Raw genomic sequence first — 18,895 nt, forward strand, 5'->3', positions numbered from 1 at the left:
GAACGATTGAACGCCCAGACCCTTCGTTTTTCAAGCCTGTGTGGTTGCGATCAGAACACCACAGTCTTGTTGCCGTGCACCAGCACGCGGTCTTCGAGGTGATAGCGCAGGCCACGAGCCAGCACCATCTTCTCGACATCACGACCGAAACGCACCATGTCTTCGATGCTGTCACTGTGGCTGACGCGCACCACGTCCTGCTCGATGATCGGACCGGCGTCCAGCTCTTCGGTCACATAGTGGCAGGTCGCGCCGATCAGCTTCACACCGCGCAGCGACGCCTGGTGATAGGGCTTGGCGCCGACGAACGACGGCAGGAAGCTGTGGTGAATGTTGATGACCTTGTGCGCGTATTCGCGGCACATGTCTGGCGGCAGGATCTGCATGTAACGCGCCAGCACCACCACTTCGGCATCGTGCTGTTTGACCAGACGCGACACTTCGTCGAAGGCCGGTTGCTTGTCCTGCGGATTGACCGGGACGTGGTAATAAGGAATGCCGTGCCACTCGACCATACTGCGCAGGTCGTCGTGGTTGGAAATCACGCAGGAGATTTCGCAATCCAGTTCATCACTGTGCCAACGGTGCAACAAGTCAGCGAGGCAGTGAGATTCGCGACTGGCCATCAATACAACACGTTTTTTCTGCTCGGTGTCGGTGATGCGCCAGTCCATCGAGAACTCTTCGGCGATCGGGGCGAACTTCTCGCGCAGGACTTCAATTCCGAAAGGCAGTGAATCGGCACGAATTTCGTGACGCATGAAGAACCAGCCCACCTGGTTGTCCGAGTGGTGGCTCGCTTCGGTGATCCAGCCGTTGTGGGCTGCCAGAAAATTACTGACTTTGGCAACAATGCCAACGCGGTCCGGGCAAGATATCACCAGCCGAAAAGTGCGCATGAGGGGAAAACTCCAGAACTTCGCAAAGGCCGCCATTCTAGCGGCTGCGAAGGAAAACTGCAGTATTGATCAGCACTGGCGCGAGCCAGGCTCAGTGATACAGATTTTCGATGAGCAACCGTCAGACTGGCGCTGATCCTGTGGGATCGCTTGATCAGACAACTGTGAATATCTGTGATGACTCGATCACACTATTTAACTGAATATTCAAAAGAGGGCAGTTTCCCGTAACTAAATTAAATAAAAACCCCGGTTAAATGTTTACTTGATGAAACAGCCTGACTATTATTGCGGCACTGTCCCCTGCCATTCAGCACTCTACTAAGGTAGTAATCATGTCCTTGATCAACGAATATCGCGCCACCGAAGAAGCTATCAAAGAGCTGCAAGCCCGTTTGAAGAACCTGTCCGAAGACGACAAACTGCAAGCCGAGCTGGAATTCGAAGGCAAACTGCGCACCCTGATGGGTGAATACTCCAAATCCCTGCGTGACATCATCGCGCTGTTGGATCCAGAGTCGAAAACCAAAGCACCACGCGGCGGCGCAGTAAAAACTACCGGCACCAAGCGTGCCCGCAAAGTTAAACAATACAAAAACCCGCACAACGGCGAAGTCATCGAAACCAAAGGTGGCAACCACAAAACTCTGAAAGAGTGGAAAGCCAAGTGGGGCGGCGATGTGGTTGAAGGCTGGGCTACCCTGCTGGGCTAAGCTGCAACGCCTTCGCAGAGCAATCCGCGAAAAAACAAACGCCAGCGAATGCTGGCGTTTTTTTATGCCCGGGATTTAAGCCCGGTCATGTTCGATTTCAAAGATCCAAACGTTTGCGCAATGCCTGGACATAATTCTGCCAATCATTGAGCACCTCATTCTGCATCGGCGTGGCATTAACCGACCATTGCTCTGCCGCCTCGGTAAAAGACTTCAAGGTATTCGGTGCGCCGCACTCGGGCGTGGACAAACGCTGCTGACAAAATATTCTCCAGCGTGCTTGCTCTTCGAAATTCAACGTCTCGGGAAAGTTGCGTGCGCGATATCGAAAGAGTAATTCAGGCAAACGTTCGTCATCGAAAGGCCATTGCTCTTGCGCTAGTTGTGCCGGGTCAGCGCTCCTCACTTGCTCACATAGACGTCGGTCGCGGTCACCGATAAATCCGTCGTACAACTGTTGTTCCGGATCCTCGCTCGGAATGAAATCTTCGCTGACATAAATTGCCGCAACTTTATCTTTCCAAACTTGTTGTGCGTCAGTTAGCCGCAGCGCTCGCTGTTGATACAGCGCCATGTCCAGCCCCAGACGTTGCTGATCCTGCGCGCGCAAAACCGCAAGCGGCGCCACCACTGGACAACGGTTGATGTGAATCAGCTTGAGCGGCACCGGTAACTCGCCTTCCCGCAACTCATCGCGACGGGTGTACAAACGCTGGCGCAGGGTTTGCGCGTCCAGATCGAGCAAGCCCTGCGGGTCTAAGTGCAAGTCGCAGACGATCAAGGCATTGCGGTTTTTCGGGTGCCAGGCCAGTGGCAGCACCACACCGACATAACTGCGCGCCGCCGAGAAACGCCCGGAGACATGCACCATAGGTTGCAGCAGACGAATCTGATCCATGACTTTTTGCTTGCTGCGCAACTGGAACAGCCAGTCATACAGTTTGGGCTGTTTCTCGCGGATCAACCGCGCCAGCGCAATGGTTGCGCGCACGTCAGACAACGCTTCGTGGGCGTGCCCGTGATCGATATGGTTGGCGGCGGTCAGGCGTTCCAGCTTGAGCGTCACCCGGCCCTCGTCATCGGTCGGCCAGACCAGGCCATCAGGGCGCAACGCATAGGCGGCGCGCACCACATCGATCAGATCCCAGCGACTGTTGCCGCCCTGCCACTCACGGGCGTACGGGTCGAAGAAATTGCGATACAGGCTGTAACGGGTCATCTCATCGTCGAAACGCAGGGTGTTATAGCCCGCGCCACAGGTGCCGGGGGCCGCCAGTTGGGCATGTACCCGGGTCATGAAATCAGCCTCGCTCAAACCTTTTTCGGCGAGCTGGCGCGGGGTGATGCCGGTAATCGCACACGCTGCCGGATGCGGCAGAATGTCTTCGCTGGGCTGGCAGTAGAGGTTGACCGGCTCGTCGATCTCGTTGAGCGCATGGTCGGTGCGAATCCCGGCCACTTGCAACGGGCGGTCGTTACGCGGATTGATGCCAGTGGTTTCGTAGTCGTACCAAAAAATTGAAGTCACGGGCGGTTCCTGAACTGAAGATCGACAAAGTCTAGGCGTTCAACCGCGCTCGCGGCCAGCCTCGTGTCATTCAAACACTTCGCGCTTCACGAGGTGCAATACATAGTTATGTCGTTTTCCCCCGAGAGACTGCTAGCATCGACCTCACTTGCACCCCGAACAGGCGAACATCTAGGTAGCCCATGCTCGAGCCCACAGCACCGCCAAGGAAAGCACCGCTGGCACCGCCGCTGGATACGCGGCATCAGGTCGAAACGCCGGAAGGCATCGACCTACCGTTGCGTCCCGCCGGGTTGATGGTGCGTGCCGTGGCTTTCGCAATCGACCTGGCCCTGCGCGGCGTGATCATGGGCGTGCTGCTCATCGCCCTGGCGTTTCTCGGCAAGTTCGGTATGGGCCTCGGTTCGCTGCTGCTGTTTGCGATCAGTTGGTGGTACATGGTGCTGTTCGAAGTACTGCGTCAGGGGCGCTCGCCGGGTAAACAATGGATGGGCCTGCGCGTGGTGCACGACGACGGCACACCGATTGGCTGGTCGGCCTCGCTGCTGCGCAACCTGCTGCGCTTTGTCGATCTGCTGCCCTTCGGCTATTTCCTCGGCGCACTCAGTTGCCTGCAACACCCGACTTTCAAACGCCTCGGCGACATCGCTGCCGGCACACTGGTGGTCTACAGCGAACGCCCGCTGACACGTCCGCAACTGCCTGATGCCGAACCCCGGCGCTCTCCAGTGCCGCTGTCACTCACCGAACAACGCGCCGTGCTTGGCTTTGCCGAACGCCAGGGTGAATTATCGCCAGCACGGGTCAATGAACTGGCGGCCCTGCTTGCCCAGCCACTGCACATTTCCGCGCCCAAGGCTGTGGCCGAACTGAACGGCATCGCTCGCGGCTTGTTGGGGCCGACATGAAGCAGAGCCTTTTCGAAACGCGTCACAAGGCCGAATGGGAGCGTTTTGCGCTGACCCTCGAACGTCTTGAACGCGGCAAGGACACCTCACAAGTCGCCGGTTTCCCCAAGGCCTATCGGCGGCTTTGCCAGCATCTGGCGTTGGCACAGGAGCGTGGCTATAGCAGTTTCCTTATTGATTCGTTGCAACAACAAGTACTGCGCGGGCATCAACAACTGTACCGTCATCGCAGCCGTCTCGGCGCCAATCTGCTGAGTTTCATCCTCGCCGACTTCCCCCGCCTGGTCCGTGCCGAGTGGCCCTTTGTGCTGGTCGCCAGCCTGCTGTTTTTTGGCAGCCTGATCGGCGTCGGCGTGTTGGTGTATGTGTTCCCCGACCTGGTCTACAACCTGATCCCCGCCGATCAGGTGCGCGAAATGCAAGGCATGTACGACCCGGTCGCCGGCCACCTCGGGCGCCCCGCCGAACGCGCAGCCAGCGAAGACTGGCTGATGTTCGGCTACTACGTGATGCACAACATCGGCATTGCCTTTCAAACCTTCGCCAGCGGCTTGCTGCTGGGCGTCGGCAGTGCATTCTTTTTGTTTTACAACGGCATGGTCATCGGCGCGGTCGCCGGGCATCTGAGCGAGATCGGTTTCGGCCAGACCTTCTGGTCATTCGTCATCGCCCACGGCGCCTTTGAACTCAGCGCCATCGCCCTCGCCGGGGCCGCTGGCCTCGAACTCGGCTGGGCCTTGATCGCCCCCGGGCGGCTGACCCGCAGCGAAGCGCTGAAACGGGCCGCACGCAAAAGCGTGTTGCTGGTCTGCGGCGTGACGTTGTTCCTGTTGATTGCAGCGTTTATCGAAGCCTATTGGTCGTCGAAAACCAGCGTCACACCGCTGACCAAATATCTGGTCGGCGCCGGGCTTTGGGCATTGGTCGCGGTCTATCTGTTGTTCGCTGGAAGGACCCGTCATGCGCCTGAGTGACGCCACCGTGGTGATCCGCCCGCGCACGACCTGGGAAGCCATGGACCTGGGCATACTGATGAGCCAGCAACATCGGCGTCTGCTGATGACCAGTTGGGCGATCGTCACCCTGCCGCTGTTCGCCCTGCTCAGTTTGTTGCTGTGGGATTCGCCATCACTGGCGGTGTTTATCTTCTGGTGGCTGAAACCGGCGTATGAACGCCTGCCGCTGTACATCCTGTCGAAAGCGCTGTTTGGCGAAACGCCGACACTTGAACAAGCCTTGCGCGAATGGCCGCGCCTGCTCAAACCGCAACTGCTGGCCAGCCTGACCTGGCGCCGCCTCAGTTTCAGCCGCAGCTTTCTATTACCGGTGATGCAACTCGAAGGCCTCGACGGCAGCGCCCGCCAACAACGCCTGCACGTGCTGCTGCAACGCAACGCCGGCGCCGCGCAGTGGCTGACCATTATTGGCGTGCACCTGGAAACCGCGCTGTGGATTGGCCTGATGGTGTTGTTTTACATGTTACTGCCGCAGCAGATCGAAACGGATTGGAGCTGGCAGTCGCTGATACTCGCGGCGGATCAGGACTGGCGCTGGCTCGAACACCTGACCAATGCCTTCTACGCGCTGGTGCTGGTGGTGTGGGAACCGATCTATGTCGCCTGTGGCTTCAGCCTTTATCTGAATCGGCGCACACAACTGGAAGCCTGGGATATCGAACTGGTGTTTCGCCGCTTGCGCCAGCGTCTCAACACCGGGGTGCTGGGGTTGCTGCTGGCGGTCTGTCTGGTGCTGCCAAATGTGCCGTCGACCTGGGCGGCCGAACCGGATGACAGTCCGCAGGCACCGCGCTTGTTGAATCAACCGCTGACCAGCCAGGCCTCACGGGACAGCATCAAGGCGCTGCTTGAACAGCCGCCGTTCAAGAACAAGGAAATTGTCACCCGCTACCGCTTTGGCGATGACCCGGCGAAACCCGCCACAGCACAAAAACCCGGTGAAGCACCGCAGTGGCTGAAAACCCTGCTGGGCTGGCTCGACGGGCAACACTTCAATGTGCTGGCGAAGGTCATTGAAGTGTTGCTCTGGGGTGCGGTCATTGCTGCGTTCGGTTGGCTGATCTGGCGTTATCGTGAATATCTCCAAGCTTTCGTCAGCCGCCGCCCGAGACTGCCTGCCAAACCGAAACGCGCGGTGCCACAACAAGCCTTCGGTCTGGACTTGAACCGCGACACCTTGCCCGGCGACATTGCAGGCAGCGCCGAACAACTCTGGCAAAGCCAACCCCGTGCAGCGCTGGGCCTGCTGTATCGAGGGCTGCTCAGCCATCTGCTTCACGACTACGACCTGAACCTGAAACCCGCTGACACCGAACTTCAGGTGCTGATGCACGTTGAACAATTGCAGCGCCCCGAACTGCTCGCCTTCAGCCGCCGCCTGACCACCCACTGGCAGAACATGGCCTACGGGCATCGCGTACCGCCGGCGCCTTCGCAACAGGAATTGTGCGATGGCTGGCGCGCCTTGTTTGGTCCCGGAGCCGCCCGTTGAATCGCCGGACACAGTGGTGGGTCGGCGCGTCGATTGCCCTGTTGCTGGGGGCGTTAAGCGTATTCCTCTATCTCAAGGCCACGCCTTATCAGGAGGAAGTCGATCACGGCCCCTCCCCCGTCGCGCAAGCCAATCCTTATCTGGCCGCCGAGTTGTTCCTGCGTGAGCGTGGCCTCAACGTCAGCCATGCCGAAAGCCTTGCGGTGCTCGCCGATATCGATCCACGCCGCCACACGTTGCTGTTGTTCAACGACCGCTCACGCATGACCCCGCGTCAGGTTGATCAGGTGTTGAACTGGACCCGGGCTGGCGGGCGACTGGTGTTCGTCGCCGAATCGCTGTGGGATGAGCAGAGCAAACAAAGCAACGACCTGTTGCTCGATCGCGTGCAATTGCATCAATCCCTGAGCAAGGATCTGAAAGATCCACCGACGGACGTTGAGCCAGAACGCTTCCCGAAACTGACCAAACTCTATCTGGAAGACGAAGAAGCACCGGCCTACGCCGGTTTCGACACCGACTTCCATCTCGACGACCCGAAGAACCTCGCGCAAGCCTGGGCCAATAGCGCCAAGGCCACGCACATGATGCAACTGCCCTACAGCCTTGGCACGATCACCGTGGTCACCGACGCCGAGTTGTGGAAGAACAAGACCATCAGTCAATACGACAACGCCTGGCTGCTCTGGTATTTGAGCGCCGACACCGATGTCACGCTGATCTACAACACCGCGCACGATGGCCTGCTGACCTTGCTCTGGCGCTACTTCCCGCAAGCCATCGTCGCTTTGCTCGCGTTGATCGGCCTGTGGCTCTGGCACGTCGGTGTTCGCCACGGTCCAGTGCAATTACCCGCTCCAAGTGGACGTCGGCAATTGCAGGAACACTTGCGCGCCAGCGCCGATTTCCTGTTGCGCCACAACGGCCAGCAGACGCTGCTGCAAGCACTGCAACAGGACGTGCTGCGCCGCGCCCGTCGCCGTCACCCCGGTTTTGACCAATTGAACGTTGCCGAACAATGGCTGGCATTGTCGCGCCTGACCCGGCAACCCACCCGCGCTATCAGCCAGGCCCTGAGCCCGGTGTCGGATCGGCGACTGTCCAGCGCCGATTTCTGCCGCCAGGTCGCCCACCTGCAAACCTTGAGGAACACGCTATGACTGAACAGATCGAGCCCGGCAGCGCCAGCCACGCCGCCCAGCAACGCCAGCGTGCCAGCCAGTTGGCGCAAGCAGTACGCGGCGAATTGCAGAAAGCCCTGATCGGCCAGAACCAGGTGATCGATGACGTGCTGACGGCACTGATCGCCGGCGGTCATGTGCTGCTCGAAGGCGTGCCGGGGCTGGGCAAGACCCTGCTGGTGCGCGCATTGGCCCGTTGCTTCGGCGGCGAGTTCGCACGAATTCAATTCACCCCGGATCTGATGCCCAGCGACGTCACCGGCCACGCCGTGTACGACCTGCAAACCGAGCAGTTCAAGCTGCGCAAGGGCCCGCTGTTCACCAACCTGTTGCTGGCCGACGAGATCAACCGCGCCCCGGCGAAAACCCAGGCAGCCTTGCTCGAAGCGATGCAGGAGCGTCAGGTCACGCTCGAAGGTCGTGCCCTGCCGATCGCGCAACCGTTCATGGTTTTGGCCACACAAAACCCGATCGAGCAGGAAGGCACTTATCCCCTGCCGGAGGCCGAACTTGACCGGTTCATGCTCAAGGTACGCATGGACTACCCCGACGCCGACCAGGAGCTGAACATGGTGCGTCAGGTCAGTCGCTCGACCCGCGCCGATATGCTCGATGTGCAACCGCTGCGCACCGTGTTGCAAGCCAAGGATGTGCAAGCCCTGCAACGGATTGCCAGTGACTTGCCGCTGGACGATCAGGTCCTCGACTACGCCGTGCGCCTGGCGCGCAGCACGCGCACCTGGCCGGGGCTGACCCTTGGCGCCGGACCGCGCGCTTCGATTGCCCTGGTGCGTTGTGCCCGTGCCCGCGCCTTGTTGCGCGGCGGCGAGTTCGTGATTCCCGACGACATCAAGGGCTGCGCGCTGGCCGTGCTGCGCCATCGCGTACGCATTGCTCCGGAGCTGGACATTGAAGGCCTGCAGGTCGATCAGGTACTGCTGCAACTGCTCGACCAGATTCCGGCGCCGCGTCTGTGAGCCAAAAAGATCGCAGCCTTCGGCAGCTCCTACAGGGAGTGAACGCATGAAACCGTCGAAACTGCTATTGATCTGGCTGGCATTACTGCTGGTTATCGGCATTGTGCTGGGCACGTTGCGCACACTGGAGATCGACATCCCGGCGAGCCTGATGTCGATCAACTGGGGTTTGCTGCTGGCGCTGTTGGCTCTGGCGGCGCTGGATGCACTGCGCCTGCACCGGCTGCCAACACCGCGCATCACTCGACAGTTGCCGGGTAGTCTGGCACTGGGCCGCTGGGGTGAGGTGCGTCTGGAAGTCGAACATGACTTCAGCGAACCGATGCACATTGAACTGTTCGACCATCCACCAGAAGGCCTGAGTTTCGAAAACCTGCCGCTGTCGATCGAATTGCAACCCGGCCAGCGCAGCCTGCTCGGCTATCGCCTGCGCCCGCTCAAACGGGGTCATTTCAGCTATGCCCACTGCGAAGTCAACCTGCCCAGCCCATTGGGTTTGTGGTCAGGCAAACGCCTGCTCAACGTCAGCGACCAGACCCGCGTCTACCCCGACTTCGCCCGGCTCTATGGCGGTGAGCTGCTGGCGGTGGACAACTGGCTCAGCCAGCTCGGTGTACGCCAGCGGCAACGTCGCGGCCAAGGGCTGGAATTCCATCAACTGCGCGAATTCCGTGAGGGCGACAGCCTGCGCCAGATCGACTGGAAAGCCACCGCGCGCCAACGCACGCCAATCGCCCGCGAGTACGAAGACGAACGCGATCAACAGATCATCTTGATGCTTGATTGCGGGCGGCAGATGCGCAGCCAGGACGGTGAGCTCTCGCACTTCGATCACGCGCTCAATGCCTGCCTGTTGCTCAGCTATGTGGCTCTGCGCCAGGGCGATGCGGTAGGCCTGTGCACATTCGCCTGCGACCAGCCGCGTTATCTGGCGCCGGTCAAAGGTAGTGGGCAACTGAACGTGCTGCTCAATGCGGTTTATGACCTTGAAAGCACACAGCGCCCCGCCGATTACCAGGCTGCGGCCAATCAACTGCTGGCCCGTCAAAAACGCCGGGCGCTGGTGGTGCTGGTAACCAACCTGCGCGATGAGGATGACGATGAATTGCTCAACGCCGTCAAGCGCCTGAGCCAGCAAAACCGGGTGCTGGTGGCGAGTCTGCGCGAAGAAACCCTCGACACCTTGCGCCATACGCCAGTGCACACATTGCCCGAGGCGCTGGCCTATTGCGGGACGCTGAGATCCTTGAACGAACGAGCGGAACTCCATGAGCGTTTGAGCGCTCATGGAGTTGCAGTGGTGGATGTGCGGCCCGCTGAACTAGGGAGCAAGATGGTGGTGCGCTATATGAGCTGGAAGAAAGCTGGAAGCTTTTGAATGAGAGCGTGGACGTCCCGTAGCATCGGGACGCGCGCCGTTGGTTTTATCTCAATAGTCCGTATTACAAAAGTATTTGCGTCCCGTCATAAAGATTATTGATCCTGAACTCTCTCAGTTGAGTACCTGCCGGGTACGTCGCGACCCCATTTTCCTGCGTGTATATATAATCGGATCCGCCTTGCCAGAATACCGAAACAAACACGCCAGACGCCGGCACGTTCAGGAACGTAGAAGTGGCCGTGATAGTAACCACGTTATAATTTTGGTCGAAGCCTCTTTTTGCTGTCACGGAGTTATGCCCAAGAGACATCGCCAATGGCTTCGTTGCCCATTGATGGTCCGCTTTGTTAAGAGTCAGCGAAAACACATCATTCCGCGTGCCATCTTTACAGTCCAATGTCCAGACCAACTCCTCCTTATCAAGGAGCTGTTCGACATCAAGCGCAGGGGTCAACACTATTCCAAGACTCTCAGCGCTCGCTCCCTCCCAGCCCAGTTTCACTTGGCTGCCAATTAATCGACTGCCAGACTTTGCCTTGACGCGGATAGTATGTGTAGCGCCCAGGCAGGGATATACGTTACTGCCGAAACTTTCAGCGAAAGTATCGAAAGACACTTCGAGTTCGGCACTGGCATCAAAGTCGATAATTTGGCCCTTCAACAAATGATCCGGCAATGTCTGGCTGGTAAATTTGAGGGTAAAAGCGTCGCTGGAAGAGGGGTCTGTCCAAACCGACCAGCGAACAGGACTACCGTCTAACTTACGGGACACACCCAATTCAGGAGAGAATCCGAGCCCGGCAGGTTCTGTCTCGGAATGATCTTCAAGTGCCAGTTCAGCCCAGGGAATCAACCAACTGTGAGGTCTGACACGCAACTCAAGTTCATTGGTAACACCGCGCAAAATCTTCAACTCGCCACCGGCTAGATCCACCTCTTCACCATTGAGCCACAGCGTGAATTCCTGCAACCAAGTGTCCGCATTCGGAATTGCCGTGAATTTCATCGACCTGACCTCCCATCCCGCATAGCCGCCTTTCACAAAGGCGCGCAACCACCCTTCCTTAATGGGAGGTAGTCTGAATTTGACCCCGGACTTGCCAGTGTCATCGGTTTTTGTCGACGCGATCTTGATGCCCGGGTATTCCCATGCCACCTCAACATCAGCCAAAGGCTCGCCGGTTCTCGCGGAAACGACAACGACCTGCGCAGCTACTTCTGCGCCCGGATGACCACTTGGTTCATCACTTTGCAACGACCGGATTTCACAGGGCTCATTCAAATAAAACGGCAATGCAATCGACTCCGAATACTGCGTCCCCCCTACCGCCGCATTTAACTCGAATGCTCCCGCTGTGGAAGGAACAAACCGAACGGACGCCACCCCATAAAAGTTGGTGGTAGCCGTCATTTCCCCCAAATCAGGACTGCGCCAAGTCACGACGACATCCGCCATGGGCTTGCCTGTCACTGCCGAAACGATCGTGATCTGCTCCGACACTTCATCGCCCCACAGAAGCGTCTGCTTGACGCGCAAACGCTCGGCGATTTTCACCACTTGTTCGCCTTCCCCCAAAGACATCGCGTTGACGGGAGAAAGATTCGCCAGGCGGTCGGAGGCGAAGCACAGTCCGAAGCTGCCATCGTTCTCGGCGTTGACCATGAACTGGTAATCGAACCCTGCTTCGCTGAAGGGAAGCGGTTTGCCCAGTCCAGGCTCAAGGAAGCGCATGTTCAGTTGCTCGGGTCCGGTGCCGGTCATCCCCAGGGCAATCTGGTGCTTGAGCAATTCGCTGCCTGACTTTGCCTTGACGCTGAGCGTGTAGGTACCAGTCCGCCGCGGGAAGCAGGTTTTTTCCCCCCACCGTACCGGATGCCCTTCAAAGCTGACCATCAGGTCGTCCCATGGATCGCTCGCCAGCGCCTTGACCGTGATATCACGAGACTCGTTGTGATCATCGAACAGGCTGGTGACCATTGCGATCACCGTATAGGTTCCGGCAGTCGTTGGCGTGAACGCGAAGCGGCTCCAGCCCTCGTCATCGGTCCGTTCATCCGAACCATGGTCATCAGCCCACCATTCGACGGTGACCCCGCTCACCGGCCGGCCGGTGAAGTGCGAACAGATCTGCGCCCACAGCAGCTGGGATTGTTGCCCGACGACAGGATCTACCGCCGATTCCTGCAGGATGTGGATCCTCACTTTGTTGTGATTCAGTGCCATGGGTTTGGCGTGCGCGCGAAATTCCAGCTGTGGCAGTGCCAGTGTCAGGGCAAATCGACCGGGGCGCTCGCTGCGGGAAAAATCCAGTGTCCAGACCGCACCGCCATCATCCAGGACTTGTGGCAGATGCAGTTTCGGTTCGACGCTTGCCTCCAGTTCCTCGGCCGAGTCGCCCGACCACTCGCATGCGACCTCTAATCCCACCAGCGGACTCAGCTCATTGGGCAGGACTTTGAAACGGTGGCGCGTGCCCAGGCACGGGTACAGCACCTGGTCGTCCAGCGCTGCCGAGACCTGATCGAGCATCAGCTTCACTTCATCGTGCAAATCGACAGACAGCAACCGCCCGGATAACGCCTGGACGATTTCGACGCCATCAATGCGCAACTGCAAATCGAACAGGCTGCTGACACTTTCAGCTCCCGCCCCGGATTCCAGCGTCCACAGCACGCCATCCGTCACCAGAGACCTGGGCACACCCAAGTCAGAGGGCACCAATCCGATCGGCGGTTCGACGCCGCGCCAATGCAGACTGATGTTTTTGCCAACCCACGCATCGGAAATCGGCTCAACCTTCAGCACATGGCTCTGTCCGCGCCGGCACAGCATCCCCAGCGAACTGAGCTCGACAGGCTTATTGTCGAGCAGAATCCTCACCGCGCTTTTCCAGGGGCTGCTTGCAATGGCGTTGACGGCAAAGGCTTGATCGATCGAGTCGGCTTCGGGGTATGCCTTGATTTTCGCCGTGACGGTCAACTCTCCGGCAGCCGCCGGCGTATACAGCAGGCTCGCCCAGCCACCGGCACCGGTCCTGCTCTGCACGACCCTTTCAGGGGTGTGCCAGTCGACGTACGCATTGATGACCGGTTCTCCCGCACCAGAGTCGGTCGCATGCAGCACCTGCACTCGCAGCAGCACACTTTCCTGTTCGTCAACGACGGGCGACTTGTTGGCTTCAAACGTGCGCCCGACCTTCACCCGATTGCGCGCCAGTGACATCGGTTTGAGCGGTGAGCGAAGCTTGAGCTTGGAGCACGCCAGAGACAGCTGAAAGAGGCCATCGAGCTGGTCGGCGCTGGTCAGCGTCCACAGCGGCGCGCCGTCGTCGACGGGCACCGGACTTCCCAGGTCAGGGCTGACGTCAACACCGAGTTGGTCAAGGGAATCACCGGCGGCATACAACTTCAATGTGGTGCCGGCGAATGGGCTACCTGTCGGCACATCCAGTCGAATCTCATGCGCGCTGCCGCGGTTCGGATAGCCTTGCGTTTCCCACGGCGTCCGTTCGTCGCCCACGACGGTGTTCAGCGCCTTCCACGGGTCGGACTGCAGCACTTTGACCTGAAACTCGCGGGTAACGACACCGCTGGCGTAATAAGGGCTGGCCACCGACGCCGTGAGCACAAAATCGCCGGCAGCCTCGGGCACAAAGGTATACCCACACCAGCCGTCATCCTGACTGACCACTGCAGCCTGCACACCCGATCCTTCAACCGTCCAGTTCACGGTCTGGCCCGCAACAGGCTGACCGGTGTAATACGACACCACTTGCACGCCCAGGTCGACCGACTGCGCATACTCGAACACCGGGTAATAGGCCGCTTCCTGCTCATTGGTGAAGCCCAGCCGGTGATGACCCAGCGAGACAGGAATCCGGTAGGCCTCGGCGGTATAGCGGTTGTGCAGGGACAGTTCAAACTCGTAGCGCCTCTGATCATCGATCCAGGGGCAATCGATCAGCCAGTTTTCACTCAGCGCCTGGTTGACGCCCCAGTCGGGCGCTGCCGTGACGGCCTCCAGCGGGTTGCCGTTCGCCGTCAGCGAACAGTCGGTGCCTATCCAGGCATTTCCAGGTTCGGGCACGAACGTCAGCCGGTGCGCCTGGCCCAGCGATGTCGTCCCCAGGCACAGGTACAACGTGCTACCGGGTGCCACGGTCTGTTCATCGAATTGCATTGAAGCCAGCTTCAAAGGGGCCAGTTCCAACAGCAGCTTGATCCGGGTAATGCGCAGGTTCGATATAAAGTCCGAAGGGGCATTCTTCGGGCTCACGATGCGTATCTTGATCTTTTCATTCTGCTCGACCGGAAGATCGAGCTTCAGTTCGTAAGCAATGGGGTTGAATACCAGTGGTTGCCCGGCAGTGGCGGGACTCTGGCCTTGCTTCCGAGCGGATGCCGGTTTGAGTTCAATACTGCATAACTCTTCTCCATCCCCCTCACCCTTGAAAATGCGTAGCCAGCCCGGCTGCTCATGGGCCACCTCACAAAGAAAGCTCAGCGTGTAGTGCGCGTCATTGCCTTGCGACCTGGGGATGGAAATGATCTGTTCGGCGTAACCTTCGTTCGTGGCCTCCAGAACGTTGATCGGTAAATCCTGATAAGTCTCACGTGAAATGTCGACATAGCCCTGGTAGTGCCAGCCTTCCAGTGTTACGAAGTCACCACTCACCACCAGATTTTCATTCGCATAAATGACAGTCCCGCTCATGATCGCGCACTCCCTTGCCCGGTTATTTTGCTGCGTTTTTTCTCAATCCCGTCGACCAGATCAGTGACCTTGCTGACAAATGGCGGTGCGCCGACTTTGGCCGTGAAGCGAAGCCGTATGATGATGTCCGTCATCGACCGCAGGATCGCCGCTTGCGCCGGAGCTTCCGGTCGAGGGAAATTCAGCCTCCAGCACGACACCGCGCCGGTATTTTCGAAAGGATTGAGCAAGCCTTCATCGGGCTTCATCGCCGCCATGCCGTTGTCGGCGATGCCCATCGACAACGCAATTTGCTGACCGCTGCGCAGATTGAACACCACATCGGACGGCACATTATCGGTCGGCTCATGCAGGTACAGCACCGATTGCGTCGTGGCCCGTACCGCCGTTTTGCTGCCAAGTTGCATCAGAGTGGCGGACACATTCTCATAAGGGCCGACCAGCACCGGTAAATCGATTTCCATTGAGCTGATCTGACGGCAGTAGTGTCCCGGATGGCTGCGATCAAACATCAGTTGTGTCAGACAGAAATCCAGCGAGCCGGTGAGTTTCAAATGCGCCAGGGCCGTTGCCCATCGCGTGAAACCCGTCTGTGGGTCGATCTCATCATCAAACAGTTTGCTCAGGGATACGGTGTGTACCAACTCCAGGCGTCGCTCGTGCCGTTGCAGGTATTCGCGTTCCAGGCCCAGCAAAAAGGCACGCAATTGCTCGCCAGCCGTCAAGCCATGTCGCTGATCAAGCCACACCTGCGGCAAAGGCGCGATCGAATCGTAATCCGCGGTTTCGGCACTCAGCGAGTTCTGTGCGGTAATGCACAGACTGACGACCGCGTCGTAAGCCTGATAATGCAAGGCCTTGAGCTGGCCGAGCATCCAGCCGTACAGCTCGGAGCGCGTGGCGCGTTGTTTCAGATAGTTGTACAGGATCAACGCCTGACTGTTGGCGCGCAGCGTTTGCTCAAGGGAGGTGCGGGCTGCGCTGGCGGCATGCCGCTGCGCTTCGATTTGGCCGTTGATCGACTCCACTTCCGCCACTGCCAATCGATGTTGCAGTCCCCATTCATTGCGGCGTCGGCGGTAAGCTTCGGTGGTTGCCTTCTTGTCGGCGTCCAACTGCTCCACCGCTGCGGAGATACCCAGGCCGAAACTGATGGCTTCAAGTGTCTGATCTAGGCGATGGCCACCGTTGGACATTCCCAGAATATTCGGCACGGAAGCAATCACGGCTGCGGCAGGCTTGAGATAAGAGGACGCCAGCGACAGATTTTTGGAGCGATACAGGCTGTCCATGACTTCGTATTCGACGGCCGACACGTTTTCGTCATAGTTCTTCTTGTACGTATCGGCGCGTTGCTGCGCCACCGCCCGACTCAGTTCAAGTGCTGCCACGCTCGCGTCGAGTTGAGCGATGGATTGCTCCTGCATGGTCTGGGCGAAAGCGCTCAATTCCACCAGATGAGTCTGTTGCAACTCTTCCTGTTCGGCGCGATCACGGCGTTCCAGCAGGTTCAGCACCTGACTGCCGTAATCCTGCAGAGCCTGCACCGCACGCAGTGCCGCTTCGTAGCTGACCCGCCAGCGGAACGCATTGACCTGTACCCGACCGCCCATCGGCCTTGGGCCGGCTCCGGTACCGGCGGCCAGATCGCGCAGCAACTGATTCGGGTCGGTGGGCGGACTGAACAGCGGGATCGACATCGGCTTGCCGTCGAGGGTGAGGAAGTTGCGCAGGTTATCCAAACGCTGCCCGGGGCCGGCAAACAGATCCAGCAACGTTTGATTGACCGGTACTTTGAACGGCCCGGCCGCCAGCATTCCCAGCAGGGGCGCAACGCTGGAGCCCGACGGGACGTCCGCGAGGCTGTAGTCCATCGTCTGTTCAAATGCTTCAAGCTCGGCACGTGTACTGCTTTGCTGCATAAGATCGCCGACCGTCTTGGCTTTCCAGTGGGATACCGAGCGCGCCACGGGGGGCTTGCCCATCAGGAATCCCGCCTGCACGTAACACAGTTTCGCCGCCACCAGGCTGTCGCGGGTCAGCTGCCGGTAGTACCAGTCCCCCCAAGCCATCAGGTTTTTCACATACTCGCAAAACACCAGAATCTTGAAGTGCCGCGGCGCGGAATAGCCGATGGCATCGGGGTCGGCGGGTGCCAGGGCTTCACACCCCGCATTGCCCTGTTCTTTGGCCAAGGGCCGGCAGCGCCAGTAATCTGGTTTGCCGTTGGAGTCGCGGGGATCTGCTATGGCCTGCGGATCGAACAGGTAATGCAACCAGCCCTGAGCTTCGGCAAAGCGGTCTTCGTCATGCAGACGCTTGAATACCAGATGGGGCAGATGAAAAAACAGCTCCCAGAAAAACAGCCCGTTGGCCCCGTCGAACGCCCCGTTGACCTCTGTGAAATCGGGTGCTTGTGAGGGCGCCGGTTCGTGAATGAACTGGCTGTCCCAATCCAGAACGGCCTCCACGGAGATGTTTGAGCGGTGCACCAGCTCCGGGCCGAAGAGTGAGTTCAGCCGTGCGTATTTCAAACGGTAGGCAGCCCCCAGTTCGAAGGACAAGAACTGCGCTGCGTTCTCGGTGTTTTTCACCAGGACAGGCACATTGAAATCTTCAAGGTTGATGATCGATAGCCTGAACGTCCTGCCGCCGAATCCAGCCGCTGCAGTCTTGAGGGTGAACGTTGTCGTGTCCGGCCATGTACCTTTGTCGCGCGAAAACGATTCCTCAAATGCGATTGTCCAGCCACCTGCCGAGGACTTGTTGAGGATCACCGGTTTGGGATCGTTGTCCGCCGCGTTTTCCAGGGCGAGCGTAAACGCAAGCGTTGACGGTGAACCCAACCCCGTGGGCCGGCAGAAGCCGCTCACTGTCAGTTCGTCTTTGGTCCCAATGCGGATAGCAGCGGCTTCCAGGCCCAGAAAAGGAGTCATGGCCCCATCGGGCTCGTTAACGACGGTAACCGTCACCTGACTGCCGAGCGCATGCTGAACCGACTCGGGCCCGGTAAATCGCTTCATTGCCAGCTCCAGCACGGGGGAGATGACAGTTTCCGGACGCATCAGCACATCGAAGACCCTGTGCGCCTTGATCGGTGTTGCGGTTCCGCTTTTCGTTGTGATGGAGATACCCAGCTTGTCTTTGCTTAATGGATCTCCCTTCAGCACGGTTGCAATCAAGCGAAAAGTGACACGGTCGACGGGGCCGCTGAATTCGTACACTTTCATCGGCGCCGACCATTGTCCACCCTGGTTCATGAACGCCAGGTTGACCTCAAGGTTTTCCGGTATGAACTGATCCTTGTCCTGGCCCTGCGCCTTGTCGCGCCACTGCGCCCATACCACACACAAGCGGCCGTTCCAGAACACCGGGCGTATGTCGAGCACCTCGCTGGCCGGCTGGATGTCCACCGATTGCCATTCACTCCAGGCGGCCGGGTTGACGGCCACGCATGAGGTCGTGATCACGATCTCCGCCTTGCGCCAGAAGTACTGGAAAGGCTGCGCCCGCTGGCGCCCGATAAAGTAGTAGTCCGCCCGTTCCGGTGAGTTGCCGTGCATGTAGCAACTGATGACGTCCAGATCACAGGTCTGCTCGAACGCGTGCAGGTAATCCTGCAAGGCTGCCTGCACTGAATCAACGTTGAGCCGGCTCTGGTTGAGGTCGTTTTCAAGGGTCTTGAACAGGCTGGACTTGCGCTGGCGGACAAACGGGTTGATGAAGTTTTCGGGATACAGCTGAATCATCTGTACCGCTGCCCAGTCCGGGTAATTGCTGTACAACTCCCACTCGGCCAACTCGGAAGACGAGAATTCATGCCTGGCAAACCCGGGCTCCAGCTTGCGGTACACCGCGTGGATGTACTGCTGCGCGCAGCTGGTCGCTTCGGCGACCCAGGAACTCTGCACCGCGTAGGTGTCCAGCGGATCCATGCGCAGCAGTTCGAACAGATCCGCCGACGTTTGCACGAAAGCGTAACGCTCTTTGTTCACTTGCCCGATGCTGTATTCGAGCAATGCGGAACGACGTTTTTCCAACAGAAAGTCGATATCACTCTGTGCCATGCTGCTTGCTCCTTGGGGA

General features: G+C 58.9%; 11 protein-coding genes. 7 read left to right on the forward strand and 4 right to left on the reverse strand.

What is annotated here, in order from left to right; all coding sequences use genetic code 11:
- Nucleotides 1–50: 50 nt before the first annotated feature.
- The gene (purU, locus tag BK670_RS24610) at nt 51–899 is read right to left on the reverse strand and encodes a formyltetrahydrofolate deformylase (RefSeq protein ID WP_007912774.1); all 849 of its coding nucleotides are present in this window, start codon (nt 897–899) and stop codon (nt 51–53) included.
- 335 nt (nt 900–1,234) lie between these two features.
- Between purU and mvaT the strand changes: the two genes are divergently transcribed.
- Complete coding sequence (mvaT, locus tag BK670_RS24615) at nt 1,235–1,612, forward strand: histone-like nucleoid-structuring protein MvaT (protein WP_016983124.1); 378 nt, start codon at nt 1,235–1,237, stop codon at nt 1,610–1,612.
- Between the two features lie 97 nt (nt 1,613–1,709).
- On the opposite strand, the gene sbcB is transcribed toward mvaT, so the two are convergent.
- Complete coding sequence (gene sbcB / locus BK670_RS24620) at nt 1,710–3,140, reverse strand: exodeoxyribonuclease I (RefSeq protein WP_123453649.1); 1,431 nt, start codon at nt 3,138–3,140, stop codon at nt 1,710–1,712.
- Nucleotides 3,141–3,322: 182 nt separating this feature from the next.
- Between sbcB and BK670_RS24625 the strand changes: the two genes are divergently transcribed.
- The 6 genes from BK670_RS24625 to BK670_RS24650 are packed head-to-tail and all read left to right on the forward strand — an operon-like array spanning nt 3,323 to nt 10,092.
- Complete coding sequence (locus BK670_RS24625; protein ID WP_123453651.1) at nt 3,323–4,048, forward strand: RDD family protein; 726 nt, start codon at nt 3,323–3,325, stop codon at nt 4,046–4,048.
- Nucleotides 4,045–5,022 carry a stage II sporulation protein M gene (locus BK670_RS24630; protein ID WP_123453960.1) on the forward strand — a complete coding sequence of 326 codons (978 nt, stop codon included), beginning with the start codon at nt 4,045–4,047 and terminating at the stop codon, nt 5,020–5,022. Before BK670_RS24625 ends, BK670_RS24630 begins: the two co-directional genes overlap by 4 nt.
- Nucleotides 5,009–6,556, forward strand: a complete 1,548-nt coding sequence (locus BK670_RS24635; RefSeq protein ID WP_123453653.1) for a DUF4129 domain-containing protein — start codon at nt 5,009–5,011, stop codon at nt 6,554–6,556. Before BK670_RS24630 ends, BK670_RS24635 begins: the two co-directional genes overlap by 14 nt.
- The gene (locus tag BK670_RS24640; RefSeq protein ID WP_123453655.1) at nt 6,553–7,716 is read left to right on the forward strand and encodes a DUF4350 domain-containing protein; all 1,164 of its coding nucleotides are present in this window, start codon (nt 6,553–6,555) and stop codon (nt 7,714–7,716) included. Before BK670_RS24635 ends, BK670_RS24640 begins: the two co-directional genes overlap by 4 nt.
- On the forward strand, nt 7,713–8,714 hold the full coding sequence (locus BK670_RS24645; RefSeq protein WP_123453657.1) for an AAA family ATPase: 1,002 nt from the start codon (nt 7,713–7,715) through the stop codon (nt 8,712–8,714). The genes BK670_RS24640 and BK670_RS24645 overlap by 4 nt, the downstream gene beginning before the upstream one ends.
- A gap of 46 nt (nt 8,715–8,760) precedes the next feature.
- Entirely contained in the window at nt 8,761–10,092 is a 1,332-nt protein-coding gene (locus BK670_RS24650; RefSeq protein ID WP_123453659.1) for a DUF58 domain-containing protein, read from the forward strand.
- A 64-nt stretch (nt 10,093–10,156) separates the two neighbouring features.
- On the opposite strand, the gene BK670_RS24655 is transcribed toward BK670_RS24650, so the two are convergent.
- Nucleotides 10,157–14,809, reverse strand: coding sequence for a hypothetical protein (locus BK670_RS24655; RefSeq protein ID WP_123453661.1), 4,653 nt, complete (start codon nt 14,807–14,809; stop codon nt 10,157–10,159).
- On the reverse strand, nt 14,806–18,876 hold the full coding sequence (locus tag BK670_RS24660; RefSeq protein WP_123453663.1) for a Tc toxin subunit A-related protein: 4,071 nt from the start codon (nt 18,874–18,876) through the stop codon (nt 14,806–14,808). Before BK670_RS24660 ends, BK670_RS24655 begins: the two co-directional genes overlap by 4 nt.
- Nucleotides 18,877–18,895: the final 19 nt, after the last annotated feature.

The sequence above is a fragment of the Pseudomonas fluorescens genome, assembly GCF_003732425.1.
GTDB classification, from domain to species: Bacteria; Pseudomonadota; Gammaproteobacteria; order Pseudomonadales; family Pseudomonadaceae; genus Aquipseudomonas; species Aquipseudomonas fluorescens_BE.

What these genes read in the sequence shown, in the direction of transcription:
- purU (WP_007912774.1), bottom strand. Translation starts at nt 899, where the DNA reads ATGCGCACTTTTCGGCTGGTGATATCTTGCCCGGACCGCGTTGGCATT.
- mvaT (WP_016983124.1), top strand. Translation starts at nt 1,235, where the DNA reads ATGTCCTTGATCAACGAATATCGCGCCACCGAAGAAGCTATCAAAGAG.
- BK670_RS24625 (WP_123453651.1), top strand. Translation starts at nt 3,323, where the DNA reads ATGCTCGAGCCCACAGCACCGCCAAGGAAAGCACCGCTGGCACCGCCG.
- BK670_RS24630 (WP_123453960.1), top strand. Translation starts at nt 4,045, where the DNA reads ATGAAGCAGAGCCTTTTCGAAACGCGTCACAAGGCCGAATGGGAGCGT.
- BK670_RS24635 (WP_123453653.1), top strand. Translation starts at nt 5,009, where the DNA reads ATGCGCCTGAGTGACGCCACCGTGGTGATCCGCCCGCGCACGACCTGG.
- BK670_RS24645 (WP_123453657.1), top strand. Translation starts at nt 7,713, where the DNA reads ATGACTGAACAGATCGAGCCCGGCAGCGCCAGCCACGCCGCCCAGCAA.
- BK670_RS24650 (WP_123453659.1), top strand. Translation starts at nt 8,761, where the DNA reads ATGAAACCGTCGAAACTGCTATTGATCTGGCTGGCATTACTGCTGGTT.
- BK670_RS24655 (WP_123453661.1), bottom strand. Translation starts at nt 14,809, where the DNA reads ATGAGCGGGACTGTCATTTATGCGAATGAAAATCTGGTGGTGAGTGGT.
- BK670_RS24660 (WP_123453663.1), bottom strand. Translation starts at nt 18,876, where the DNA reads ATGGCACAGAGTGATATCGACTTTCTGTTGGAAAAACGTCGTTCCGCA.